20 protein-coding genes are annotated in these 23,651 nt (G+C 50.2%); 11 read left to right on the plus strand and 9 right to left on the minus strand.

Features of this window, described 5'->3' with window-relative positions:
• Positions 1–126: 126 nt before the first annotated feature.
• Positions 127–462 carry a helix-turn-helix domain-containing protein gene (locus QZQ08_RS06910; protein ID WP_009016243.1) on the minus strand — a complete coding sequence of 112 codons (336 nt, stop codon included), beginning with the start codon at positions 460–462 and terminating at the stop codon, positions 127–129.
• A gap of 744 nt (positions 463–1,206) precedes the next feature.
• Positions 1,207–2,688 (minus strand): beta-Ala-His dipeptidase, encoded by a 1,482-nt coding sequence (pepD, locus tag QZQ08_RS06915; protein WP_296329899.1) that lies wholly within the window; start codon positions 2,686–2,688, stop codon positions 1,207–1,209.
• A 338-nt stretch (positions 2,689–3,026) separates the two neighbouring features.
• Between pepD (QZQ08_RS06915) and QZQ08_RS06920 the strand changes: the two genes are divergently transcribed.
• Complete coding sequence (locus tag QZQ08_RS06920; RefSeq protein ID WP_296329902.1) at positions 3,027–3,734, plus strand: TetR/AcrR family transcriptional regulator; 708 nt, start codon at positions 3,027–3,029, stop codon at positions 3,732–3,734.
• Between the two features lie 200 nt (positions 3,735–3,934).
• Here the strand turns inward: QZQ08_RS06920 and QZQ08_RS06925 are convergent, their stop codons facing one another.
• Both QZQ08_RS06925 and QZQ08_RS06930 read right to left on the minus strand, forming a co-directional pair.
• A complete protein-coding gene (locus tag QZQ08_RS06925) occupies positions 3,935–5,275 on the minus strand; it encodes an MATE family efflux transporter (protein ID WP_296329905.1) in 1,341 nt (446 codons plus the stop codon).
• A gap of 150 nt (positions 5,276–5,425) precedes the next feature.
• On the minus strand, positions 5,426–6,286 hold the full coding sequence (locus QZQ08_RS06930) for a DMT family transporter (RefSeq protein ID WP_296329908.1): 861 nt from the start codon (positions 6,284–6,286) through the stop codon (positions 5,426–5,428).
• 142 nt (positions 6,287–6,428) lie between these two features.
• On the opposite strand from QZQ08_RS06930, the gene QZQ08_RS06935 reads away from it, so the two are divergent.
• The 3 genes from QZQ08_RS06935 to pepD (QZQ08_RS06945) all read left to right on the plus strand — a co-directional run bounded on the left by QZQ08_RS06935 (position 6,429) and on the right by pepD (QZQ08_RS06945) (position 10,129).
• On the plus strand, positions 6,429–7,136 hold the full coding sequence (locus tag QZQ08_RS06935; protein ID WP_296329911.1) for a helix-turn-helix domain-containing protein: 708 nt from the start codon (positions 6,429–6,431) through the stop codon (positions 7,134–7,136).
• A 78-nt stretch (positions 7,137–7,214) separates the two neighbouring features.
• Positions 7,215–8,636 (plus strand): YfcC family protein, encoded by a 1,422-nt coding sequence (locus tag QZQ08_RS06940; protein ID WP_296329915.1) that lies wholly within the window; start codon positions 7,215–7,217, stop codon positions 8,634–8,636.
• 14 nt (positions 8,637–8,650) lie between these two features.
• Positions 8,651–10,129 carry a beta-Ala-His dipeptidase gene (gene pepD, locus QZQ08_RS06945; protein ID WP_296329918.1) on the plus strand — a complete coding sequence of 493 codons (1,479 nt, stop codon included), beginning with the start codon at positions 8,651–8,653 and terminating at the stop codon, positions 10,127–10,129.
• 456 nt (positions 10,130–10,585) lie between these two features.
• On the opposite strand, the gene QZQ08_RS06950 is transcribed toward pepD (QZQ08_RS06945), so the two are convergent.
• Positions 10,586–11,518 (minus strand): LysR family transcriptional regulator, encoded by a 933-nt coding sequence (locus QZQ08_RS06950; RefSeq protein WP_296329922.1) that lies wholly within the window; start codon positions 11,516–11,518, stop codon positions 10,586–10,588.
• A 129-nt stretch (positions 11,519–11,647) separates the two neighbouring features.
• On the opposite strand from QZQ08_RS06950, the gene QZQ08_RS06955 reads away from it, so the two are divergent.
• From QZQ08_RS06955 to QZQ08_RS06965, 3 genes are read left to right on the plus strand one after another with little or no spacing between them, the layout of a single operon-like run.
• Positions 11,648–13,594 (plus strand): aconitate hydratase, encoded by a 1,947-nt coding sequence (locus tag QZQ08_RS06955; RefSeq protein WP_366140907.1) that lies wholly within the window; start codon positions 11,648–11,650, stop codon positions 13,592–13,594.
• Positions 13,595–13,609: 15 nt separating this feature from the next.
• Positions 13,610–14,650 carry a lactonase family protein gene (locus tag QZQ08_RS06960; RefSeq protein WP_296329928.1) on the plus strand — a complete coding sequence of 347 codons (1,041 nt, stop codon included), beginning with the start codon at positions 13,610–13,612 and terminating at the stop codon, positions 14,648–14,650.
• An 11-nt stretch (positions 14,651–14,661) separates the two neighbouring features.
• Positions 14,662–15,921, plus strand: a complete 1,260-nt coding sequence (locus QZQ08_RS06965; RefSeq protein WP_296329930.1) for an SLC13 family permease — start codon at positions 14,662–14,664, stop codon at positions 15,919–15,921.
• A gap of 398 nt (positions 15,922–16,319) precedes the next feature.
• On the opposite strand, the gene QZQ08_RS06970 is transcribed toward QZQ08_RS06965, so the two are convergent.
• From QZQ08_RS06970 to QZQ08_RS06980, 3 genes are all read right to left on the minus strand, one after another.
• Positions 16,320–17,300 carry a LysR family transcriptional regulator gene (locus QZQ08_RS06970; protein ID WP_296329932.1) on the minus strand — a complete coding sequence of 327 codons (981 nt, stop codon included), beginning with the start codon at positions 17,298–17,300 and terminating at the stop codon, positions 16,320–16,322.
• A gap of 244 nt (positions 17,301–17,544) precedes the next feature.
• Positions 17,545–18,570 carry a low specificity L-threonine aldolase gene (locus QZQ08_RS06975; RefSeq protein ID WP_296329935.1) on the minus strand — a complete coding sequence of 342 codons (1,026 nt, stop codon included), beginning with the start codon at positions 18,568–18,570 and terminating at the stop codon, positions 17,545–17,547.
• Positions 18,570–19,106 carry a nitroreductase gene (locus tag QZQ08_RS06980; protein ID WP_296329938.1) on the minus strand — a complete coding sequence of 179 codons (537 nt, stop codon included), beginning with the start codon at positions 19,104–19,106 and terminating at the stop codon, positions 18,570–18,572. The genes QZQ08_RS06975 and QZQ08_RS06980 overlap by 1 nt, the downstream gene beginning before the upstream one ends.
• A 251-nt stretch (positions 19,107–19,357) precedes the next feature.
• On the opposite strand from QZQ08_RS06980, the gene QZQ08_RS06985 reads away from it, so the two are divergent.
• A complete protein-coding gene (locus tag QZQ08_RS06985) occupies positions 19,358–20,368 on the plus strand; it encodes a hypothetical protein (protein WP_009016233.1) in 1,011 nt (336 codons plus the stop codon).
• Positions 20,369–20,548: 180 nt separating this feature from the next.
• Here the strand turns inward: QZQ08_RS06985 and QZQ08_RS06990 are convergent, their stop codons facing one another.
• Positions 20,549–21,364, minus strand: a complete 816-nt coding sequence (locus QZQ08_RS06990) for a 4Fe-4S binding protein (protein ID WP_296329946.1) — start codon at positions 21,362–21,364, stop codon at positions 20,549–20,551.
• Between the two features lie 276 nt (positions 21,365–21,640).
• Between QZQ08_RS06990 and QZQ08_RS06995 the strand changes: the two genes are divergently transcribed.
• The 3 genes from QZQ08_RS06995 to crcB all read left to right on the plus strand — a co-directional run bounded on the left by QZQ08_RS06995 (position 21,641) and on the right by crcB (position 23,528).
• The gene (locus QZQ08_RS06995) at positions 21,641–22,531 is read left to right on the plus strand and encodes a LysR family transcriptional regulator (protein ID WP_022227249.1); all 891 of its coding nucleotides are present in this window, start codon (positions 21,641–21,643) and stop codon (positions 22,529–22,531) included.
• 21 nt (positions 22,532–22,552) lie between these two features.
• Positions 22,553–23,098 carry an NADPH-dependent FMN reductase gene (locus QZQ08_RS07000; protein WP_009016230.1) on the plus strand — a complete coding sequence of 182 codons (546 nt, stop codon included), beginning with the start codon at positions 22,553–22,555 and terminating at the stop codon, positions 23,096–23,098.
• Positions 23,099–23,162: 64 nt separating this feature from the next.
• Positions 23,163–23,528, plus strand: a complete 366-nt coding sequence (gene crcB, locus QZQ08_RS07005; protein WP_296329954.1) for a fluoride efflux transporter CrcB — start codon at positions 23,163–23,165, stop codon at positions 23,526–23,528.
• The last annotated feature ends 123 nt before the right edge of the window (positions 23,529–23,651 follow it).

Consider the following 23,651-nt stretch of genomic DNA (forward strand, 5'->3'; position numbering starts at 1 on the left):
GAGGACACGAATCTGGACGGTCACTTTAGCGCCCCAAAATAAATTATAGAACCAATTTCTCCCCTCATCGAGAGATGACAAAAATCCCCAGTAAGGAATGATGAGAGATTCATTACTGGGGATTTTTTATTTTTCCTCTGAAAGCAGGGCTTGGTATTTCTTACCCCATGTTTCCATGGCTAGAATAATCGGCTCCATGGACTTCCCAATGGGACTTAGGGCATATTCTACACGGGGCGGGATCTCGGGATAGACCGTGCGGGTGATGATGCCGTCTTTTTCCAGGCTGCGGAGGGAATCGGTCAGGACTTTCTGGCTGATTCCGTCAAGGTCTTGTTTGAGCTCGTTGAATCGCCAGGAACGGATTCGTAGGTTGCGGAGGATGAGCAGTTTCCATTTACTGCCAATGAGGGATACGGTCGTTGCAACGGGGCAGGCTGGCAATTCTTCTTTGGTCCGCATGGCAAGGGCTCCTTCCTTATGCTTTATTGATGCTTACTTTTTCATTACAAGCGGAGACGCAAGAGAGTACAAGACAGTCACCAAAAGGTGACCTAGGTTATAAAAAGGTGCGTACTTGTTGGAAAAAAGCCCTCTTTATTATGCGGAACGGCATTCGCCGTCTCTAAGGCGAAACACGAAGGCAAAAGACTGTACACCAAAAGTACAAAATCCTTGGCAGCAGAAAATAGTTTTGTCCTTAAAAGTCGAAACGAGCAATCTGCGAGGAGAGGCACACTGTCGGGTCTTTTGCCTCTGAGCTCGATTTCTCCGAAATCGATCCGCCCCGCCTTGGTAAGGCGGAACGACATTCGCCGTCTCTAAGGCAAAAGATAAAACCAGATAGTGCTAACAAGAAGAAACCGTTTCCTGCTTTCGTGCTGCGAAAAATCGTTAGGATAAATCAAATCAAAAATATTGCCATCCCCAAAAAAAGCCGTAAACCGAATTCGTGTCTTGATTCGGTTTGCGGTTCTCTTTTTATGTTGAGTCTTTTGCCTTAGTACTCGATGCGAAGCATCATTCCTAAAGAAACAGCGCCAAACCGAACCTTTGATACGCGTTCGGTTTGGCGCTGTTTGGTTTATTCTTTATAGCCTGACAGCCAGAGCCGAAGGCTCGAGACAGCATTCGTCCGTGAGGACGAATAGACAGCTTGACAGCCTTCATAGCATCACAGCTTCACAGCTCCCTTACGTCAGCTGTTTACTCAATCACCTTTCTCACAATCTCCTTAATAAACTCAAACATGCGCATAGTGGAGGGAATGCTGAGCCACTCTTCCGGCGAATGGAGGTTGCCGGCGTCAGGACCGATGGAGATACAGTCAAGGTCCGGACGCTTTTGAAGGAAGAAACCGCATTCAAGACCGACATGGACAGGCGTTGCGGCAAGTTCCTTATGAAAGACTTCGGCGTACGTTTTGGTTGCAAGGTCCTTGATCTTGGAGTCCGGGTGATTGGGCCAGCCGGGATAGACGGCGTAGACAGTGAGTTTACCGCCAATAAGCTCAATCAAGGTATCAAACCGGTATTTGACGACATCGCGCTGGGAATCAAAAGAGGAGCGGACTTCCGATTCTGTCGTAAAAAGTCCCTTCTTGAGGTCCAGGTCCACTTTTCCCGTATTGATGGAAGTCTGCACGACACCAGGGACTTCGCCGTTCATTTCCATGACCCCCTGGGGCATGAGGATCAGGAACTGGATGAGGGCCTTGGTTTCCTTGATGGAAAGGACCGCATCGATTTCATCAGCAGTGACTGGGGTCTTGGTGAAAAAGAGCCGAGGATTGGTCCCTTTATATTCTGCCATAAGGGCCTTTTCCATGGTCTCCATAAGGGCCAGGAAGCCATCCCTAACATGGGTCGGAACCCCGATAATGGCGCTTGCCTCGCGGGCAATGGCCAGACGGAATGTGCCGCCTGTCAAGGCTGCAAGCTGGATGGGAATGGCCCGGCGGGCTGCAAAGAGCATCCGGGATAGGAGCCGAATGGCGCTTCCCCGACCGCGGTGGATATCTTCCCCTGAGTGGCCGCCCATCATGCCGCCAACCCCAATCTTGAAATAGGTCAGGTCTTTACCCGGTTTTTCCGGTGTCACAGTCTTTTCATAGTGGATTCCATAGCCACCGGCGCTTCCCGTAGTGGCATGGTTTTCCCGGGCGTTATCGATATTGATGAGCTGGTGGGAATGGAACCAGTCAATATCTGCCGCCGCGGCCCCGCTGAAATCTTCTTCCTCTGCTGTCGTGAAAAGAACCTCGATTTCCGGATGGGCTTGGGTTTCATCATCCAGGAGAGCCATGGCAAGGGCCACGCCAATGCCGTCATCAGCGCCCAAGGTCGTACGGCCGCCCGTTGTGAGACGGTCCCCCTCAAGGACAAGGGTGAGCGGGTCTTTATTGAAGTCATGGACAACGCCCGGCGCGGCCACACAGACCATGTCAAGATGGGCTTGAAAGAGCAGGACCGGTTTTTCTTCATAGCCCGGTGTGGCGGGTTTCCGGATGTATAGATTATGATGCGTATCTTGCCAGCTCATCCACTTTTCGTGTCGTTTGGCCCACGTATAGATTGCGTTGCTCAGGGCTTTTTCCTTAAAGGAAGCGTGGGGAATTTCACAAAGCCAAAGAAAATAGGAAAAAACAGGATGCTGGTTCAATTCTTCAAGTGTTCTTGGTACTGCCATGGCAAAGGCCCTCCTCTTTGGTATCATTGCCCTCATTGTAGCATATCCCTTTAAGGTTGTCACAAGCTCTTTACCTTAATCGTGATTTGTAAAGGGCCTCCTTTATTCTTTGCAAATTGTTAGACGTTTTTGCATCGGCAGTGTTCACTGAATGACAACACTTATTCAAGCAATGATGAACATGATTAGATTTCTTCAACTTGGCTTAACACATACATAATTTGTAGTATAATAGCAACATGCATTAAAATACATCTGCTTAAGGTCATGTTGGAAGTTATGGTGGGGAGGCCTAGCGGATGATAGGGAATCTTAAGTTAAGGAGTTGCATCATTAATATGGACAATGAAAAAGATTATGGAGAGGCCCATTTGAACCCCTTGCAGCGCCAGAACATGAGAATCTTTATCGAAGCTACGAAAAGTCTCATGGATTCGGTTGGAGAGGAAGGACTTTCCATCCGCAAGATTGCCGCGAAGGCTGGCTACAACAGTGCGACAATCTATAATTATTTCCAAGATCTGGATGAGTTGATCCTTTTTGGTTCCGTGAGCTTTTTTCGCGATGTTTTCCAAAAGGTTCTGGAAGGACGCAGGGACGACATGACTTGGAAGGACCGCTACATCTATTTCTTCCGCAGCCTTGCCAGTGTAAGCTTTAGAAAGCCAAAGGCTTTCTATAATATGTTCTATGGTCCCCACAGCGAAGAACTGGGTCACATTATGCGGGTCTATTTCAACCAGCTTTACCCCGAAGAGCTCAACGGCATTGATGCCGGTTTTGCCCAGGTGATGCGCGAGGGAATCTTGGTGAATAAGTACCGCCTGCTTTTTACCAATCTGCTGCGGGAAGAAAACTATACGGAAGAAGTTGAAAAGATTACGCCTGTGCTTTTGAATTCCCTCTATCATACGTTCCTTCATGAAGCCATCAAGCGGGGGAAGGATTTTGATGTGGAACAAAAAGCCGCGTATTTTGTGAAAATGGTAAAGACCATCCTTGATGGGTCCATCATTATTTCCAATTATCAAAAGGAACATAACTGACATGGCTGTACTGCAAGATTGTCCTTGCAGTACTTTTTTGATGAGAAAAAGCAACCTGAAGCAAGGCAGCTGACCTTCCTTTAGATGTACGGCAGATAAAGGGAGGACCCTGGTCAATCAGCGTAAATAGGCCCATCCGGTTAAAGGAAACCGGATGGGCCTATTTATCTATTTGAGGCGATGTTTCATGGCCCTTTTGCTCAGATGAGTGCCCTGCGCCACGTACCCTGATGCCAGCGCCAAAAAAAGACGAGACCGCGGCTGCATTCATCAAGGGCCATGGCGACCCAGATGCCGACAAGGCCCCAGAGAAGATGGACGCCAAAGAACCAACCGCCCAAAACGGATACGGACCACATGAAGATGATCCCAATCGTAATGGGCGCCTTTACGTCGCTGGCGGCGTTCAGGGCCATGACCATGCACATGTTGACGGCCCGTCCCATTTCAAGGAAGATGTCGACGAACATAATGGTCTTTCCCAGTTGATGGACTTCCAGATCACTCGTAAAAAGGGAAAAGATAGCATCGCAGTTAAAATAGACGAGGATGCTCAAGGTACCGGAAAGAATCAGGGAAACAAAAATCGTGAATTTCACCTGTTTATCAACTTGCTTGTTGTCATCGGCCCCTTTGAAGTAGCTGACAAGGATCTGGGTGGCCATGGCAAGGGCTTGGGAATAAAGGTAGCTGATCATCGCAATGATGTAGGCATAGACCTTTGTTGTGATGACAGCGACACCAAAGAGATTGACAAACATCATGAGCGTTGTCTGGGATAGATTATAGGAAAATGTTTCTCCAGCAGACGGAATACCGAGGTAGAGCAAGCGGCCCAAAGTCTTTTTGGGAAAAGGACGGAAGTGGGAAAAATCAAAGCGCAGGGTCGTCTTTTTCCGTACGAGGATCATGACCAGGATGAGTCCCAAGGTCTTTGCCGTATTGGTCGAGATGCATACGCCGAGGACGCCCAAGGAGGGGATGGGACCCAACCCGTGGATCAACATCATGTTGCCTGAAATATTGAGAATGTTCATGATAGACGAAGCGAGCATGGTTTCTCGCAGGAGCCCAAACCCACGCAAAAAGGCGATAAAAGCCATATAAACGCTTTGAATCACGACAAAAAGGCCAATCCAGCGCAGATAAAGATGCGCTTCCGTCCAGATTTCCGGCGGTATCCCCAAAAGATGAAGGAATATGTCAGGAAAGAAAAAGAGAATGAAACTGATGAAGCTGCCAAGGATCAGGTTCAAGAGGAGGGAAACGGAAGCGACTTGGCTTGCTTTTTCCCTTTCTCCGGAGCCCCGGTAATGGGCAATGAGAATGGTTGCCGCCTGGGATAGGACCGACAAAGTGAGGATGATCATGTTGACAATCATATTGTCGTTTCCTACAGCAGCAACGGCTTCCTGGGAATAACGGCTGAGCATGAACTGGTCCATGTTGGGAACAAGCATCTGCAGGCTAATTTCGATAAAAATCGGCAGGGACATGACAAAAACGGACCATTTATTGCGGTAATCTGCCGCACTTACCATAAAAAAAGACCTCCCATCTGGAAAGGATGTTCGTATCCTATCACGTTAGGAGGGATGATTCAAGGGATGAGGGAAGGTTGCGAATACGAAAAATATTCGGATAGTTTTTATAGAAAAACGCAAATGTAAGCTAAAAAGTGTCTTGCGGGCTTATTTCTTGACTTTCTCATGCCTTCTTTTGCCCAGGGTTTCTAAAAGGAGGCCTGCAAGGACGACAAGTAACCCAATCTGCACCAAAATAGGAGGAATCGTTCCAATAAAGAGCGCGACCCAAAGTGGCGCCAGGATCATTTCAAGAAGTGCAAGAAGGGATGCTTTTTGAGCGGAAATGGTTTGTACGCCCATGGCAAATAGGCCATAACCGCCTGCTACTTGAATAATCCCCATGATGAGCATCAAGATCCAGTCAAGCGGAGTCATGGCAGCAAACCCGAGGCGTGCTGGTTCAAACAAAAGAAATACGACGCCTGCCGTTGCGAGATTTGCCAGACAAACGGCGCCCAAGGCATTAGTGTCCGTTACTTTTTTTGAGGAAAGTGTCATGAGTGCAAAAAATATGCCTTCTGATAAGGCAATCGTATTTCCAGTCGCATTGGAGTCCCCAGATCCTCCGCTCATCATGAAGATGACGACACCGGCTGAGATGATAAGGACCGGCAAAAACTGCCGCCAAGGAAGCTGACGGGTCACCACGACGGTGCCAATAAAGATCCACAGGGAGGCCGTATACTGCATGCCGATGGCAATGGCAGGGCTCGTAAGCGATAAGGAAACAATCACGGCAAGGCAAAGTGCGGTATATGAAATAAAGTATAGTGGAAGGCAGCGGTTTCTCCTGATTTCCCTGATCCGCAAAAAGGGAAGGAGGGCGAGACCTGCAATAAGGGAACGTAACCCGCAGATGAGAAAGGGATCAAGGGTCAGGTATTTAACGATGGGCGAGTTGATGCTCCAACAAACAGCGGCTAAAAGAACCAAGAGGGTTCCCCTACGTTCATTTGAAAATTTCATGGTTTCACCACCTTTGATGGATAATTTTCAATAGATTTTCAATCATGATTGAATTATAATCAAGATAGATATTAGAATTATCTGTATTATACGTAGAAACAGGGAGTGTTGTCAATTCTGAATTTGCAAGAAAGGAGCCCCTATGAACGATCAAAAACAACTGATTTCATCCCTTGGGGAAGAGATGACAATCCGTCAGAAACGAACAATGATATTTTTTATTGAGGCGACCAAACATATCCTGCAGGAAGATGGCTATGATCACCTGACGATTCGTGAGATTGCTCAAAGAGCAGGTTACAATGCAGCAACCCTCTATCACTATTTTCGGGATCTTGATGAGCTGATTATTTATGGTTCGGTTGGTTTTCTCAGTGACTATGTCTGCCTTTTGGCCGGCCGAATCAAGCCTTCCATGAACGCTCTCCAAAAATATCAAACCATCTATGCCTGCTTTAATCAAATCGCTTTTGTTTGGCCCCGAGTGTTCTATCACATGTTCTTTGGAAACCATCATGTTGATTTGGGGCAGGTCATCAGCACCTACTACAAGGTCCTTTATCCTGAAGAAATCCAAAAAATCCCCGATTTGCCCCTGCGGGAGATGCTCCAGCGAGGAACCTTGTTTGAACGTGACCAGGTCATAATGGACGAACTCGTGGCAGAGGGCACCATCCGAAGGGAAGATGCGGCCCTCACGTTAGAGACCATTATTGCGCTCCATGAACGTTATCTGCATCAAGCAAGCCTTCTTAAGAAAGAAGATCCCCGCCCCTTGGAAGAAGCTTTCCAAAAAGTCTTTCTCTTTGTCCTTGAAAAGGTTTCAGCAAAGTCAACCGTCCCCCGTTAGGTCAATCCCTTTTACCCTGGATTCTCCAGGATGAAATACTGGCGGAGGAAATCAATCCTATCAAAAGTGAGGTGTTTTATGATGAGTCAAGCCGTTAATGAAAAGCAGAAAGAACGCTCCCTTCATGCGTTAAATCCAATGGTCCTGCTTGCTCTGATTGTATTTCTTTGTTTTCTCGCTTCTTATGTTGTTCCTGCAGGGGAATATGCCCGAATCCTTGATCCCGTGATTAACAAGGAAATCGTTGATCCTGCTTCCTTTTCTTATGTGCAGCAAAAGCCCGTTTCTTTTTTCTTTCTCCTTCAATCCCTGACCTTAGGGCTGCAAAATGCAGCAGAAATCATCTCTTTTCTTTTCATTATTGGCGGCACTTTTGCTATTATGGAGGCAACAGGCGCCATTGGAGCTGGATTATCCAACATTGTCCGTAAGATGAAGGGCCGTGAGCTCTTGATGATTCCTGTCTGCATGGTCCTTTTTGGGATGGGGTCCTGTTTTGCCGGGAATTTCGAAGAATTCCTCGCCTTCATTCCTCTCGTCATTGGTATTACGGTTGCCATGGGATTTGATTCCCTGACAGGGATTGGCATCGTCTTTTGTGCAGCTGCTTCTGGATACGCAGGTGCTGTGACCAATCCTTTTACGGTGGGCGTTGCCCAAGGCATTGCAGGGCTGCCTTTATTTTCCGGACTGCAGCTGCGTCTTGCCCTGTTTGCAGCTCTGATCTTGGTATCGATTGGCTACGTGACTTGGTATGCGCACCGCATTAAAAAACATCCCGAACGCTCATCGGTCCATGAGGAAGACCTGAAGTATAACAGGACTTTGGAAGCTGAAGAAGTTCCCCATATGACAACACGTCATAAAATGGTTCTTTTGATGTTTGTCCTTACCATTGCTGCCGTTATCGTGGGCGTCTTGAAATTTGACTTTTATATCAACGAAATGGCTGGACTCTTTCTATTCTGTGGAATCGTCAGTGGCATCATTGGCGGCCTTTCAGCTGGTGAAATTGCCGATGCTTTTCTCAAGGGATGTGGGAACCTGCTATTTGCCAATATTGTCATAGGCATGTGCAATGCCGCGACGATCATCATGCAGGAAGCTCATATCATGGATACAATCATCTATTTTCTGGCTGGACTGTTAAATGGGCTGCCTCCAGTCCTGACGGCTTGCGGAATGTTTGTAATCCAAGATATCTTTAACATCCTGGTTCCTTCGGGAAGTGGCCAGGCTGCGATTACAATGCCGCTTATGGCTCCTTTAGCTGATCTTATTGGCGTGACCCGTCAGACCGCCGTCCTTGCCTTTCAGATGGGAGATGCCTTCACAAACGTCCTTGCTCCGACCAGTGGAGAAGTTGTTGCCGCCTGTGCTATGGCCCGTATTTCCTTTGGAAAGTGGTTCCGCTGGCTTCTGCCGCTTTTTGGATTGTGGTGGCTGGTTGCCTTTATCTTCCTCACCATTGCTGTAAAGATTCGCTATGGCCCATTTTAAAGGAGGAAGAGGCAATGAACCAAAACAAGATATCCCTGGATACTCTCCAAAAGGAAGCGGTGTTCAGCCATTTCTTTGCCCTCTGCCGGATTCCCCATAACTCCCATGAAGAAAAAAATCTCAGTGATGCTATCTGGACATGGGCCAAAGCAAAAGGCATGGCGGTCTGGCAGGATGAACGAAATAACCTGCTCCTGCGGCGGGATGCCTCACCGGATGCCCGCCAAAAGCCGGGTCTCATTATGCAGGCCCACATGGATATGGTCTGTGAAAAGGCACCCCATGTGGTTCATGATTTTCAAAAAGATCCCCTTGTCCTTGAAGTTAGTGGTGATTTACTGGGAACCGGCGGACGGACAACACTGGGAGCTGATGATGGCATTGGCGTAGCTTTAGGGCTTGCCATCATGGAACATCCGCCTGCTTCCCATCCTGAGCTGGAACTGCTTCTTACAACGGATGAAGAAGATACCTTCAGCGGTGCAGCTGCTGTCGATTTTTCTAGGATTCATGGCCGCCAGCTTCTTAATCTTGATCATGCCCGGGAAGGGCAGGCCATCGTTGGAAGCGCAGGGGGCATGGGGGTCTGTTGCCAAAAGCACGTCCAATTGGAATCCGTTCAGAAAGAGGATCGATTCATCTGTCTTTCCATAGACGGTATGGTGGGCGGCCATTCTGGGGAAGATATCCATCGCGGAAGGGGAAGTGCCATTTCTTTATTGGGAAGATGGTTGGAGGCAGCAGGAAAAACGGCTCCTTTTCGTCTTGCCCAGCTTAAGGGCGGTACCTTCCGTCTTGCCATAGCTCGTGAAGCAAGGGCTGTCATTGCTGTGGATAAAGTTGCGGAACCTGCGGTTGTAGAGACCCTTGAATCAGCAAGGAACCATATCCTTTCTGAATATAAGGAAACAAATCCGGAAATGAGGATGCACATCGAGGCCACATCAATAGACAGGATTTCCGTCATTTCAGCAAGGGACAGTAAACTCACGACAGCATTCCTTCTGCTTGCCCCACAAGGAATCCTTGAAATGGAAGGCCTGGATCACTTTTGCGTCAGGTCCAGCGCAAATCTGGGAGAACTGACTTTTGATGAAAAAAAGAAATGTGTCAAAGGGATTATAGAACTGCGTTCTTCGGCCATTATGGGGGCTGAAGCGATGTATGGAAAGATTGAGGCACTCATGCATCTTGTTGAGGGCAGCTGTACCACTTTTAGTCCGTATCCAGCCTGGCCTTACCGGAAAAAATCTTCTCTGCGGGAAAAGGTTAGGAAAACGTATGAGACCCTAAGGCAGGACTCCCTTCTTGTCACACCTGTTCACTGCGGTTTGGAGTGCGGATTTTTTGTTGCTGCTTGCCCTGACCTTGACTGTGTCTCCGTGGGGCCCGATATCTTTGACCTGCATTCACCTCAAGAGAGGCTAAGTATTTCTTCGACGCTTCGGGTGGAGCACTTCCTGCGGGAGCTCATCAAGGAACTGGCTCGATAATCAATATATGGGTAGGAGCGATCGTGAAGACCATGATCGCTCCTTTTTGGTTTTGGGACTATGCAAATAAGGACCTCAGGCCAAAGGGCTGATGCCGTTTGTGGCACCAGTTTCACTTTTCATTGAAAAGAATGAGCGCGATTGCTTTTTTTTGCTCCGGCGCAGGTGCGAAAAACATGTTTGAAGGTGAATGAAACAATTGTTTTTCTAAGGACATCGAACCCTCAGAAAAACCTGCAATTCATCTCACCACCTATAGAGGCGGGAGACTTCTTGCAGGATTGGTTAAATTCACATCTCCTCCCGTAGGGCAGTTTGATGGGACCGCGCCTTCGTGCTTTTACCTACAACTCACAACGAGCTCCATCCCAAATGGAGGACGGTTGAGTCTTTAATAGACTACGAGCTTCCTGCATAAACATATCTTTACAAGGATAGTGGGCCAGAACGGGTCCATCACCTAGGCGCAATTTGTGCACCAAGTAACCGGTTTCGGATCTCTTTGGCCAAGGTCCGCATTTTCTTTTCCTTGAACCTTGTTCCGAGGTAGGCAATGCCGATGCGGCGCTGGGCCTTTTTTGAAGCGAGGGGGTAGAAGCGGACGTTGCTGTCTTTTTTTGTCAGCACAGGCAGCAGGGTAGAGGGCAGGAAGGCGACGCCGTAGTTATGGCTTACGAGGGAGTAGACGGTATCAAGGTTATCCGATTCGTAGATGGCTTTGGGGAAAAAGTCATATTCCCGGCAGAGGCGCTGCGTCAGGTCATGGAACTTGAGGCCTTTGCGGAGCATGACAAAGGGCAGGTCCCGAAAGGGTGCAAGGTTGAGGCTCTTTCCGTCCCAGGCGTGCCCAATGAGGGCTGCTGCGTCCTTATTTTCCGCCGCATGGGCAAAATAGACTTCTTCCTCATAGATCGGCACGAAATTTATGTCCTCATGATGGATGGGTTCAGGGAAAAAGGCCAGATCAAGGCGCCCTTTGAGAATTTCTTCTTCAAGATGGTCGCTGGACCCTTCGATGATTTCTACATGGTGGTCCGAGGCCGTGCTGCGCAGGACGTCGAGCATGGGCACAAGAAGGTACTTGCCGTAAAACTGGGAGGCCCCGACGGTAATGCCTTCTTTTTTGCCCCAGCGATAAGCCGCCATTTCCTTTTCAAGACCGCTGATGGCAGAAAGGATGACACGGCCTTTTTTTACGAAGGTAACGCCAGCCGGCGTAAGTCTCAGGCCCTGTGAGCCGCGCAGAAAAAGGTCACAGCCCAGGCGGTTCTCGACGCGCCGCACGTACTGGCTGAGGGCAGGCTGGCTGACGGAAAGGTATTTGGCTGCTTCGGAAAAGCTGCCTTTTTCACTGATGACAATGACATACTGCAGTTCCCGGCTGTCCACGAAATCACCTCATCTATAATGTAATATTATAGATATATCATAAGCAAATATTATACGAAAGGCAAGCCCTATGGTAGGATATTTTCAGAATCCTTTGATATTGATTGCCTAAGAAAGGGGAGTTTCATGATGAAAGATAATTTAGCGCGTAAATTGATCCGCCGCCATTTGGCTGCACCCAGTAACATGCTCCCGGGCAGTGAAATCAGCCTGACCGTTGACCATACCCTTACCCATGACATCAATGCCGTCATGGCCTATCTAGCCTTTGAGGCCCTTGATGTGCCCCGCGTCAAGACGAAGCTGTCCGTAAGCTACATTGACCATAACCTTCTGCAGATCGATAACAAGACGCCGGACGACCACATTTATCTCCAGACCCTTGCCAAAAAATATGGCCTAGTCCTTTCCAAAGCGGGCAACGGCATCTGCCATACCCTGCACTGCAGCCGTTTTGCCAAACCGGGCCTGCTCCTTTTGGGCGGCGACAGCCATACCCCAAGCTGCGGTGCTGTGGGCATGCTTTCCATCGGTGTAGGCGGGATGGATATTGCCACGGCCCTTGCTGGCTTTCCTTATGTCCTGAAGATGCCTCAAATTGTCAAGGTGAACCTGACGGGCCATCTGCGTGCTGGGGTGGCGGCAAAGGATATCGTCCTTGAAATGCTGCGCCGCGTTTCCGTCAAGGGCGGCACGGGAAAAATCTTTGAATATGTGGGCGAAGGGGCAAAAACCCTTTCTGTACCGGAACGCATGACCATTACCAATATGGGTGCTGAAATGAATGCCACCACATCCCTTTTCCCTGCAGACGAGGTGGTCCGTGAGTACCTGAGAGCCCAGGGAAGGGAAGGGGACTTTGAAGAAATCCTACCTGATGAAGGCTGCTCTTATGATGAAGAAATCAATATCGACCTGTCAGCCTTGGAGCCGCTCATTGCCCTGCCTCATCTGCCCGATCATGTCGTAACCGTTAAAGAGGCGCCGAAAGTGCCCGTGAACCAGGTCTTTATCGGCAGCTGCACCAACGGTTCCTACAGCGACTTCAAAAAAGCGGCTGCTGTTCTTAAGGGTCACCAAGTCGCTGAAAGCGTGAGCCTTGTCTGTGGCATCAGTTCCCGCCAGATTTATCTCAAACTCATGGAAGACGGCGTAATCGGAGACCTCCTGAATGCCGGTGCCCGCATCTTGGAACTTTCCTGCGGCCCTTGCTGCGGCATTGGCTGTGCCCCCAATTCCAAGGGTGTTTCCGTCCGTACGTCCAACCGCAACTTCAAAGGCCGCAGTTCCACGCCTGACGCGTCCCTTTATCTTGTAAGCCCTGAAACGGCCGCGGCAACGGCTGTCAAAGGCGTCTTTGCGGCCGCTGACGAAGTGATGGACGATGTGTCCGTTCTTTCTTCCATCAAGGAGCCTGAAACGTATCCTGTAAACGACAGCCTGTTCCTCCAGCCGGCGCCGGAAGGAAATGATGTGGAAATCGTCCGCGGCCCCAACATCAAGCCGCTGCCTGTGGCAGATCCTCCGGAAGATGCGCTCACGGCCCGTGTCAGCCTGAAAGCCCGCGACAATGTATCGACCGATGATATTACGCCGGCAAGTGCCGAGTTTTCTTCCATGCGCTCCAACATGCCCGCCATGGCCCAGTACGCCTACTGCCGCTATGACCCGGATTTTGCCAAACGGGCCCAGGCCATGAAAAAGAGCTTCATCATCGGCGGCAGCAACTATGGACAGGGCTCGAGCCGCGAACATGCGGCCATTACGCCCATGTACCTTGGCGTCAAGATGATCATTACGAAAGGGTTTGCCCGCATCCATAAGAACAACCTCATCAATCACGGCGTCATCCCTGCCGTCTTTGCTGACCCGTCAGATTACGATAAGATTGACCAGGAAGACGAACTAGCCATCGAAAACCTGCGGGAATCCTTGAAAAACCGCGAATTCATTGTGACGGACAAAACGAAGGGCTTTACCTTCAAGGCAAGACTCGAAGTGAGCGACCTTGAAGCTGATATCCTTCTTGCTGGCGGCAAACTGCGCTATACGAAAAAACTTTTGGCCAAAGCGTAGGAAAGGGGACACACCATGTTTGCTTATGTAGGATGCAGAACGACAAAAAAACGTAATGCCCGGGGAAAAGGGATTTCCTGCTACGAAATGACCGATCATGGCGAGTGGACGCTCAAAGGGATAACAAAAATCCTTGAAAATCCATCCTTTCTCGCTTTTGACAGAACAAAATCCTTTCTTTATACGGTGCATGGCGATTATAACGATGTGAGTGCTTTTAAGGTTGAAAATGACGGCAGCCTGACCTTCCTCAATACGGTCCGCGCCGAAGGCCGGAACCCTGTCTATATTACGCCAAGCCTCAACAACAAGTTCCTTTTTGTGGCGACCCTCCAAGGCGGAGCCGTGGCAAGCCTGCCCATCCTGCCTGATGGGAAACTGGGCGCTGCCGTTTATGTAGAGCATCTTGAAGGCCTTGACGAAAACGGCGTGTCCCATGCCCATGAATGCCTCCTTGACCATACGGGGAAGTTCCTCCTTGTTCCTACGCAGGGACGCAAGATTGGCTATGAACGGGTATGGGTCCTGCGCGTCAACGACGAAACGGGCAAGCTGACCCGCGTTCATATCGAAGATGCCCGTACCTATGACGAGCCGCGCCACATTGACCTGACGCCGGACAATAAACGGGCCTATTTGGTGAACGAAAAAGGCAACAGCATGCGCTACTTTACCTTTGACGATACAACGGGCGTCCTTACGCCCCATCAGGTGACGCCGACCCTGCCCGAAGACTATGTGGGCCAGGGCCAGGCAAGCGCCAGTCTCGTTCACCCAAGTGGCCGCTTTGTCTACGCTTCTAACCGGATCCATGAGAGCATCGCTGTCTATGGCATCGAAGAACCGAGCGGCTTTTTGCGCAGCCGCCAGTTCATTTCCTGCGAAGGCAAGACGCCGCGCTTTATGACCTTCAGTCCTGACGCGACAGAACTTGTTGTGGCAAACGAAGACAGCGACACGCTGAAGTTCTTTGCCATCGATCCCGTAACGGGCCGTCTCACCTATACTGGCAAAACGGTTCATACGGAAAGCCCGACGAGCATCGTCTTTAAGTGAGGTGAAGGCATATGAATCTAGGTGTCATTTCCCTTGTACTGCTTCTTTTGGCGATCATCCTCGGTTTTTTCCGCAAGACCAATGTCGGTCTCGTATCCCTTCTTTTTGCCCTCATCCTGGGGCGCCTTGCGGGCATGAACGATGCGTCCATCCTGAAAGGCTTCAATCCGAACCTTTTCATCAAGCTCATGGGCGTCACCTTTCTTTTCAGCGTTCTTACTGTGAACGGGACGATTACCCTGCTTGCAAAGAAAATCGTCTCCCTGGCAGGAAGAAACAATTTCCTTATTCCCATCCTGATCTACCTCATGGGGGCGGGGCTTACCATGTGCGGCCCTGGATCCATCCCGGTCCTTGCCATCATGCCGGCTTTTGCCATTCCCATTGCGAAAGCCCATGGCTATAACCCCCTTATGCTTTCCATCATCGGCTGCTGCGGCTGCTTTTCAGGCCGCATGACTACCCTTACGCCTGAAGGGATCCTCACCTATGAGCTCCTTACAAAAGCGGGCGTCGACGTGGCCCAAGCTGTCCGTCCCGTTTTTGTGAATCAGGTGATTTCGGGCCTTCTTCTTGCGGTGATCTGCTTTGTATACTATAAAGGCTGGCGCGTCACGGTGCCGGAGGAAGCAGAAGATGGGGAGCAGGAATCCTTTAGCAAAAAGCAGCTCCTGTCCCTTTCGGGCCTTGTCGTCATGAGCATCCTGGTTGTCCTTTTTAAGTTCAATATCGGTCTGGTCTCCTTTGCCGTGGCGGCGGTCCTTCTTATGTTCCATTGCGCTAGCGAAAGTAAGAGCTTTAAAGGCGTGCCCTGGGGCGTTCTTATCATGGTTTCCGGCGTCAGTACCCTTATGAGCATCGTCATCAAGACCGGCGGAATCAAACTGCTGACCCTTGCCCTGTCGTCTCTCATGACGCCCTTTACAGGAAGCGCCATCATGGGAGCTACGGCTGGTATTATGAGCCTCTTTTCGTCCGGCCTTGGCGTTGTCTTCCCGACCCTGCTTCCCACCGTCTCGAGCGTGGCGGAAACCGTGGGCGGCCTGAACCCGATTGAACTGGGATCCCTTGTTGTCATTGGCGGCACCATTACAGGCCTTTCGCCGGTCTCTACAACAGGGGGCATGATCATGGCCCTGCTCATGGCTGACGAACAGGACAATCAGGAAAAGGAACAAAAAATCTTCCTTTCCCTCGTCTTCTGGGGCCTTGCGGCGTTGGTGCTGGTTTTTGTGTTGGCCCTTGTTGGTGTGTATCGGGTGGCGTTGTAGTTTTGGTCGGAGCAAGGATCGCTCCGACTTGATGTAGGTACGTGTCATCATTGGCTTTTAAAAGATTGCTCTGATGCCAATGATGGCATGCCCTGCCGCAAGAAGATACGCACCACAATTGCATCGTTAAGACGCCCGAAATATGCCTTCGTTCCTTTTGGGCTGAGTAAAAAATAAATAAAAGAGCTATAGTTTTACTCTATATCATGTTCATAATTATCTATTATACAAAATGCCTGCCCTGTGGTAGAATTTGAAACGTAGCGATCCTCAATCACAGGAAACCAAAGGGTTTGCAGATTGAAATCCTAATAACAACCTCTAACACCCATACAATAAGAAGCCTGGAAACTGACAGGGACAGTTTCCAGGCTTCTTATTGTTATGTGATTGGAGCGTTACCCGCGTCCCAGGACATGTTCCCGGTCCCGTTCAATGAAGGCTTTCATTTGCTGATGGTTTGCTTCAATCTTGATCCGCATGGCCTTCGCCACTTTCTGGATAAAGGAATCGTTTTCCTGATCCCTGCTGCAGTAAAAGCCAAATGTCCGCGTTGCGGACGGTGTCAGGAGCGGAAAGAAAAGAACCCGGTTTTCTTTTTCGGACAGATTCGTGAGGGGTGTCAGGGAAAGGATGGCCACTCCATAATTGTGATTCACTAAGGAATAGAGCGTATCCAGGGTCTCTGATTCGCAGATGGGGCGGGGGAGGAACCCAAAACTTTGACAGATGTGGAACGTCAGGTCCCTCAATTTGGCCCCTTTTGTATGAAGGACGAAAGGAAAGTCCCGAAAAGCGGCTAAGTCAAGGAATTTGCCGCTCCAAGCGGATTTTAGGATTTCGACCGCTTTTTTGTTGTCCCGCGATACGGCAAAGTAGAGCGGATCCTGGCAGAGGGGAACGAAAGCCACATCACTGCGCGCCGGCGGTCCCGGAAAGATTCCGAAGGAAATGCGCCCTTCAAGGATTTCCTTTTCAAGGAGCGTGGAAATCCCGTCGACAAAAGCCACGTCTGAATCAGGCCGCAGCTTATGGACAATCTTGATAATGGCCGGCACGAAGGATTTTGAATAGGACTGGGAAATGCCTACCCGGATCATGGAACGGTTTCGCTCTTTGGCCAGGTGCAGGGTTTCTTCCATTTGATGGATTGAGTCAAGCAGTTTTTCCGCTTCCCGCGCGTACACTTCTCCAAAGGGCGTCAGCATGACCTGGGCCTTATCCCGAAAGAAAATCGGCTCACCCAAGCGCTGTTCCAAACGGCGGATGTATTGGCTCAGTGAAGGCTGGCTGATAAAAAGACGCTGTGCGGCTTTGGAAAAATTCTGCGTGTCCCGCACGGTCAGTACATAGGTTAAATCACGGCTGTCCATAATCATGTCCTTTTCTGTAAAAGAAAGAGTTAATAGCTTTCACCTATCATATCATAATAGAGATGTATTATACAATGGGTAAGCAAGGTGTTATCATCAGGGTAACAGCTTGAATGGCTGCATGCGATGATGATTCTGAGTCCCCCTCAGGATCTGGACTCCGGAGCGTAAGCTCCCGTTCATTTTTCTGGCCTTACGGTGCCCCTCACCGGAGGGCCTTTTTTCTTTGGCTTTTACACGGTACAAAAACTTACAGGAGGGAAAGCAGTTTTTCCACATCCTCTTTTTTCGTGGACCAGCTGGTTACAAAGCGCACGACGAGGGTGTCCTCATCCTTGCGTTCCCAGACCTCAAAATCGACGTTTTCCCTGAGGGCTTGGACCACTTTTTCCGGAAGGATGACAAACTGCTGGTTCGTATAGGAGTCGATGTGGAGGGCGTAGCCTTTTTCCAGCAGGCCCTTTTTCAGTTCCATGGCCATGTCGATGCCGTGACGGCCCAGCCGTTCATACAGATGGTCCGTAAAGAGCTCCGAAAACTGGATGGCCGGCACAAATCCCTTGGCGAGCATGGCACCCTGACGCTTGGCGTGGGTCGGAAAGAGCTTATCCATCCCTTTAGGAAAGACGATGGCTTCCCCTAAAAGGGCACCGACCTTGGTCCCGCCGATATAAAACGCATCGCTAAGGCGCGCAAGGTCCTGCAGGGTCAGTTCGTTTTCCTTTGTGGCAAGGGCATAGCCCAGACGGGCCCCGTCGATATAAAGGGGAAGGCCATAGGTGTTGCAGACGGCACGGATGGCTTCCACTTCACTGAGCGTATAGAGGCTGCCATATTCCGTAGGATGGGAAATGTAGACCATGCCGGGCTGGACCATGGCTGTGTAGGATTCATCTTCATAAAAGGCCTTGAGGTAGGTTTCAAGGGCTGCTGCGGAGACCTTGTCTTTTTCCGGCAGGGTGAGGACCTTGTGTCCCATCGCTTCAATGGCGCCTGCTTCGTGGCAGTTGATGTGACCTGTTTGGGCGCAGATGACGCCTTGGTAGGTCTTAAGGAAATGGGAGATGACGATGCTGTTTGCCTGCGTGCCGCCGGCCGCAAAGTAAACGCCGCCTTCCGGAACGCCGGCTGCATCAAGGATCTTTTGGGCCGCTTCCTTTGTGATTTCATCGCTGCCGTAGCCTACGTGGGGCGTCAGATTTTCCTTTGTGAGACGGGCAAGGATTTCCGGCGCGCAGCCGCAGTTATAGTCGTTCATGAAGAATAATCCAGCCATTATCTTTTTTCCTTTCCTATATAAAAGATGCGTCCGCCCTTGCGGGGGGAAGCTTCCGGATGTTCGTCCGGATAGCCAATGACGCAGTGTCCGATGCCGATATAGTCGCCTTTAAGGCCCAGCTGGCGGAGAAATTCCTGCCACACAGGCTGCTTAAATTCCTCATAGGCCCGGTGAATCCAGCAGGAACCCAGACCCAAGGCGTGGGCGGCGGTCATGAGGTTTCCTAAGACAAGGGACCCATCATAAAGGGCCGTCGGGACCTCTTTGGGTGAAAGGACCACAAGGACAGCCGGGGCCCCATAAAAAGGATCCGTCCCTTCTTTATAGCCTGCAATCTGGGCATTGGCACGGGAAAGTCTGGCGATGACGTCAGGATCCGTGAGGCAGAGGATGATCGATTTTTGACGATCCATACCGCTTGCCGCATAAAGGCCCGCTTCCATGATTTCATCAAGGAGTGCCTGGGGGACAGGGTCAGACCTGAATTTCCGAATGCTGCGCCGCGTTTTGAGGGCAGTCAAGACTTCGTTCATAGGATTCAGCTCCTTTTGTCTATTTTATGGGAACGCTTGTATCCTTCCCATGAGATGATAGGATAACTATAACGCAAAAAAATCATTTCGACAATAAGACGGAGGATAGATCTCTTTATGGCTGGCTTCTTTTTTACGAATGGTCAAAGGACGGAATCCAGCGGCGGACGCAAAAAGTTTTCGATTCCCGCCTTGACAATCGGCAGAAACAAACTGACAATAGAGAAAAGAGATTGGAAAGGAGCATCATCATGAATTTTTCCCATAAAGCCCTGGGGCTGACCTTGACCGCCCTTTTGCTGGTTCCCTTCTTCAGCCAGGTCGGTGCGGCCCAGACCCCGAAAAAAGCGGCTCCTAGCGCCGTAAAAGTGGGCACTGCCAAAAAGGACCCCTCTATGACCCTTGATTTTACGAAGGAAGACGCGGCAAAAAAAATCATCCTTTCGGCAGAAACGCTCAATGATTATTTTAAAACGCATACAGATCAGAACCTTACGTATCGAGTCAAGGGAAAAGTGGTGAGTTTCCTTCTTTCAGCCGATTTGGATGTAACCGGCAAGATCCATATGGAGCCTTATTCCGTCAGCCATTCCGTAGGGACCGTGAGGACCGAGGGACTTGGCGGGAAAGCGGCAGCCAGCGTGCCCATTGAAATCTATACGGAAGAGACCCAGGACGCGTATGTGACCTACGCAAAGGAAAAGAACCTGTGGGTCAAGGAAACGGTTCCGAAAGAAGCCGACGCGGCGCCCCTTGATATGGCGGCCGTCAAGGACCTTATGACCCGTTCCATCCGCTCGGCCCATGTACTTTCGCAAGATGGCGGTAAGGAAGTCATCCTCTTTCGGATGGATGCCCTTGAGCCCCTTTGGGGAAAGGCTGCCAGCAAAGGCATCCTCAAATATATTGGTGGATCGGAAGACCCCCTGCCTGACAAGTATCAAAAACGCTTCCTTGACGCCTTGGCGCAGCAAAATTACCTCGTTACGATCGATGAAAAGACCCATCTTCCTCTAAGTTATGATGCCGATCTGACAGAACTCGTGCGAACCACGGTCTTGATCCAAAAAGAGGCGGAAGAAGCAAAGCGCGGAAAGAAATTATCGACAACGCAGCAAGCCATGGCCACGGCTTTCCTGGATTCCCTGTCCCTTAAATTCCATATGGATCTGGCCCCTGAAGAGGGGAAAACCATCGTCATTCCTAAGGACGTAAGGAACGCAAGAGAAGAAAATAAGGCGGAAGCCGCCCGTCCCGCCTAAGGAAAAAACGCAGCTAGCTCCTCGCGCAAGGCGTCTTAATGGACTTTTGTCAATAAAAAAATAAAAAATCCCAACGACAGGACCCTTCCAGATCGTTGGGATTTTTTGCTGGCCTTGTGAGCCGAAAAAAGACGCACAGACAGGCCTCAGCGGGCCCCTCGGCAGGAGATGATTTGCGCGTCAGCGATAAAAGATCTCGGACTGCGCCGTCCTCACATAGTTTTTCTCCAGCATGGCCTTATGGGACAGGAACCGGTCATCGTGGAAGAATTTTGCATGCCTATGGCAGTAGACGATGCAGGCCTGGCATTTGATGCACGTTCCCGGTACCTCGTCCGTATTGTCCTTGTTGATGGCTCCCATGGGGCATACGGCGGCGCATTTGCCGCAGTGGTCGCATTTTGCAAAATCGGTGAGGGGTTTTGCCTTGAGGAATTTTGCCGGCTCACCGTCTTCGCCCAAAGGAATGTAGTAGGGGCCTACAGGAGCGCCGTCCTTGATGGTGATGGACCCAAAATCTTCTTGCCCGATCTTGACTTCCGCAACGCCAAGGAGCGTTTCCAGTAAGTTGTTATCTTCCTTGGTCGGATGCTCATGGCCAATATTGGCAAAGGCGTGGGGCCGCGCAAAGGCACCGGCTGCAAAGACACGGAATCCAGCAGCTGTCAGTTCTTCATTAAGTTCCGTTAGCGAGGAATCATAGCTGCGGTTCCCAAAGGTCACAAGGGCCACAGCGGGCGCGCCGCCGCCGACAAAGAGGGTCTTTAAAAAGGGCAGGGCCTTATTGGGCACGCGGCCAGCATAGGTGGGCATGCCGAAAACCACGAGGGTTTCTTCCGTAAATCGGCGGACCTTCTTTTGATCTTTAGGCAGGGTAAAGCTGTCATAGGAAAGGGGCAGTTTAAGACGTCCCGCCAGCGTTTCCGCCGCTTTGTCGACAAGGTCACGCGTACTGCCCGTGGGGCTGAATGAAATTGCGGCAATCTTTTTGATCATCGGTTTTCCTCCTGTACCTGATCGGATCATTGATTCCTTTATTCTACCGTTATTCTACTTGAAAAAAAGGAAAAAGACAAAAGAACTTTGCAAAGGCCTGCAAATTTGTTTGCACTTTGTGAATATTTCAAAATTATTTGTGAAAAATCATCGTCTTTCTTCATTCCCTAGTGGTGAGAGATTCATTTTTATGCTACAATGTGAGTATTCAAACGGAAAAAGAACTCCGTTATTGTTAGGTTGTGGACGTATTCTGTTGATGGAGGTGATGTGCTCATGGAACTCAGGGTCCTGCGCTATTTTCTTGCCATTGCCCGTGAGGAGAACATGACAAAAGCCGCTTCTGTACTGCATTTGACGCAGCCTACCCTTTCGCGGCAGATTCACCAACTCGAACAGGAACTGGGAACGACATTGTTTATCCGCAATGGACATCATATTTTCCTGACCGCATCGGGTATGCGCCTTAAACAGCGAGCCCAGGACCTGGTGGAACTGGCTGACCGAACGGAAGCGGAAATGAAGCAGAAAGAGGAAATCATTGCTGGGGAAATTTCCCTCGGGATTGGTGAGACCGTGAATATGGTCTTCCTGTCCCGTGTCATGAGATCCCTGCAGGCCCGTTATCCAGATGTCGTCTTTTCCGTTTATACGGCCATTGCTGACGATGTCATCTGCCGTTTGGACCAGGGCCTCCTTGACTTTGGCGTCCTTATTGAACCGGTGGACATTACACGCTACCAGTTTCTTGAACTGCCCAAAAAGGACCGCTGGACAGCGCTGCTTCCTAAAGCCCATCCCCTTGCCCAAAAAGAGGCCCTTACCCCTAAGGACCTTTCCCAGGAACGACTGATCACGGCGGAACGAAAATCGGTGCAAAACCTGATCGACAATTGGCTGGGTGCCTATGGGAACCGATGTACCTCGATGAACCGTATGAACCTGTCCCTTTTCAATAAATGCGTGATGGTGGAGCAGGGCCTCGGCATTGCCCTGGGATTAGACTTTCCCTATGTGCCGGAAGGCCTCTTGATGAAACCCCTTGACCCACCGATCGAGAACCGTTCGTATCTCGTGTGGAAAAAGGGTCCGCTCTTGTCGCCCGTCCTAGGGCGCTTTACTGATGAAGTTCGCCGCTTCCTTTCCCAAGAAGCGGAGGATGAGTGATATCGAAAGGAGTCGATAAGCATGAAGAAAGTACTGCTCATTGTAGGATCCATGAGGGAAAAAGCCTTTAATCGACAAGCAGCCCTGATGGCCCAGAAAATGCTTGAAAAAAAGGCGGATGTCTCCATCCTTTCCTATGAGGATCTGCCCCAGATGAACCAGGATATTGAGTTCCCGGCTCCTGAAGCAGTGGCACGTGTCCGTAAAGAAGTGGCCGAAGCCGATGGCCTCTGGTTCTTTACGCCTGAATATAATCACAGCTATCCCGGCGTCCTCAAAAACCTCCTGGACTGGCTGAGCCGTCCCACGCAGCCGGGCGTTCGTGAATCGTCCGTCATTTGGGGCAAAAAAGCGGCCATAACTGGGGCTTCCGGCCGTTCCGCCGCTAGCTTTGCCCGGGCAAAACTGACAGAACTCCTTGACTTCATCGGTGTCGACATGATTTCCACCCAAGTCGGGATGGCCATCACACCGGAAGAATTTGAAACGGACGAACTCGTCCTTTCTGACAGCACAAAGTCGGAACTAAAGAACCAGGTCCAGACATTCTTGACCTATTTGGGCTGATTACTCGCTTTTTGGGGGCGCGCACAGGGCACGCCCCTTTCTTTATGGATAGAGGGGGATTGCCGTGAGCGTGCTTTACGTTTTCTTGGGCGGCGGCCTTGGTGCCGCCTGCCGCTATGGACTGAGCCTGATGCCTGTGGGCATGGACTTTCCGGCCATGACGCTGTTGACGAACTTGTTGGGGGCCCTTGTCATCGGGGCCATTACGGAACTTGCCGCAACCCACGGCACGAGCGGCGCCTTTTTGCTCTTTTGGAAAACCGGATTTTGCGGCGGATTTACGACCTTTTCAACCTTTTCCTTGGAGACCGTGACCCTTTTTTACCGAGGGGACCTGGCCAAAGGGTTCCTTTATGCTGCCCTTAGTGTGGGCCTGTGTCTTTTGGGAGTCCTCCTTGGTATGGGGGCCGTTAGAGGCGTGCTCAAATAGGCGTGAAAAGGGCGTCCAGGAAAATCGGTCAGTTGTAAAATGAACTTGAACAGTTAATCAAAAAATAAAAATCCATAGTGAAGCCTCATGCTAAAATGGTTTTGCGAGAAATCATCAACAAAG

Source organism: uncultured Acidaminococcus sp. (genome assembly GCA_900538365.1).
Taxonomy (GTDB): domain Bacteria; phylum Bacillota; class Negativicutes; order Acidaminococcales; family Acidaminococcaceae; genus Acidaminococcus.

Coding starts and splice junctions, on each gene's coding strand:
- QZQ08_RS06985 (WP_009016233.1), top strand. CDS start 19,358: ATGAATTTTTCCCATAAAGCCCTGGGGCTGACCTTGACCGCCCTTTTG.
- QZQ08_RS06975 (WP_296329935.1), bottom strand. CDS start 18,570: ATGGCTGGATTATTCTTCATGAACGACTATAACTGCGGCTGCGCGCCG.
- pepD (WP_296329899.1), bottom strand. CDS start 2,688: ATGGCAGTACCAAGAACACTTGAAGAATTGAACCAGCATCCTGTTTTT.
- QZQ08_RS06935 (WP_296329911.1), top strand. CDS start 6,429: ATGAACGATCAAAAACAACTGATTTCATCCCTTGGGGAAGAGATGACA.
- QZQ08_RS06980 (WP_296329938.1), bottom strand. CDS start 19,106: ATGAACGAAGTCTTGACTGCCCTCAAAACGCGGCGCAGCATTCGGAAA.
- QZQ08_RS06955 (WP_366140907.1), top strand. CDS start 11,648: ATGAAAGATAATTTAGCGCGTAAATTGATCCGCCGCCATTTGGCTGCA.
- QZQ08_RS06970 (WP_296329932.1), bottom strand. CDS start 17,300: ATGATTATGGACAGCCGTGATTTAACCTATGTACTGACCGTGCGGGAC.
- QZQ08_RS06940 (WP_296329915.1), top strand. CDS start 7,215: ATGATGAGTCAAGCCGTTAATGAAAAGCAGAAAGAACGCTCCCTTCAT.
- QZQ08_RS07000 (WP_009016230.1), top strand. CDS start 22,553: ATGAAGAAAGTACTGCTCATTGTAGGATCCATGAGGGAAAAAGCCTTT.
- QZQ08_RS06920 (WP_296329902.1), top strand. CDS start 3,027: ATGGACAATGAAAAAGATTATGGAGAGGCCCATTTGAACCCCTTGCAG.
- QZQ08_RS06925 (WP_296329905.1), bottom strand. CDS start 5,275: ATGGTAAGTGCGGCAGATTACCGCAATAAATGGTCCGTTTTTGTCATG.
- QZQ08_RS06930 (WP_296329908.1), bottom strand. CDS start 6,286: ATGAAATTTTCAAATGAACGTAGGGGAACCCTCTTGGTTCTTTTAGCC.
- QZQ08_RS06995 (WP_022227249.1), top strand. CDS start 21,641: ATGGAACTCAGGGTCCTGCGCTATTTTCTTGCCATTGCCCGTGAGGAG.
- QZQ08_RS06910 (WP_009016243.1), bottom strand. CDS start 462: ATGCGGACCAAAGAAGAATTGCCAGCCTGCCCCGTTGCAACGACCGTA.
- QZQ08_RS06960 (WP_296329928.1), top strand. CDS start 13,610: ATGTTTGCTTATGTAGGATGCAGAACGACAAAAAAACGTAATGCCCGG.
- pepD (WP_296329918.1), top strand. CDS start 8,651: ATGAACCAAAACAAGATATCCCTGGATACTCTCCAAAAGGAAGCGGTG.
- QZQ08_RS06965 (WP_296329930.1), top strand. CDS start 14,662: ATGAATCTAGGTGTCATTTCCCTTGTACTGCTTCTTTTGGCGATCATC.
- QZQ08_RS06990 (WP_296329946.1), bottom strand. CDS start 21,364: ATGATCAAAAAGATTGCCGCAATTTCATTCAGCCCCACGGGCAGTACG.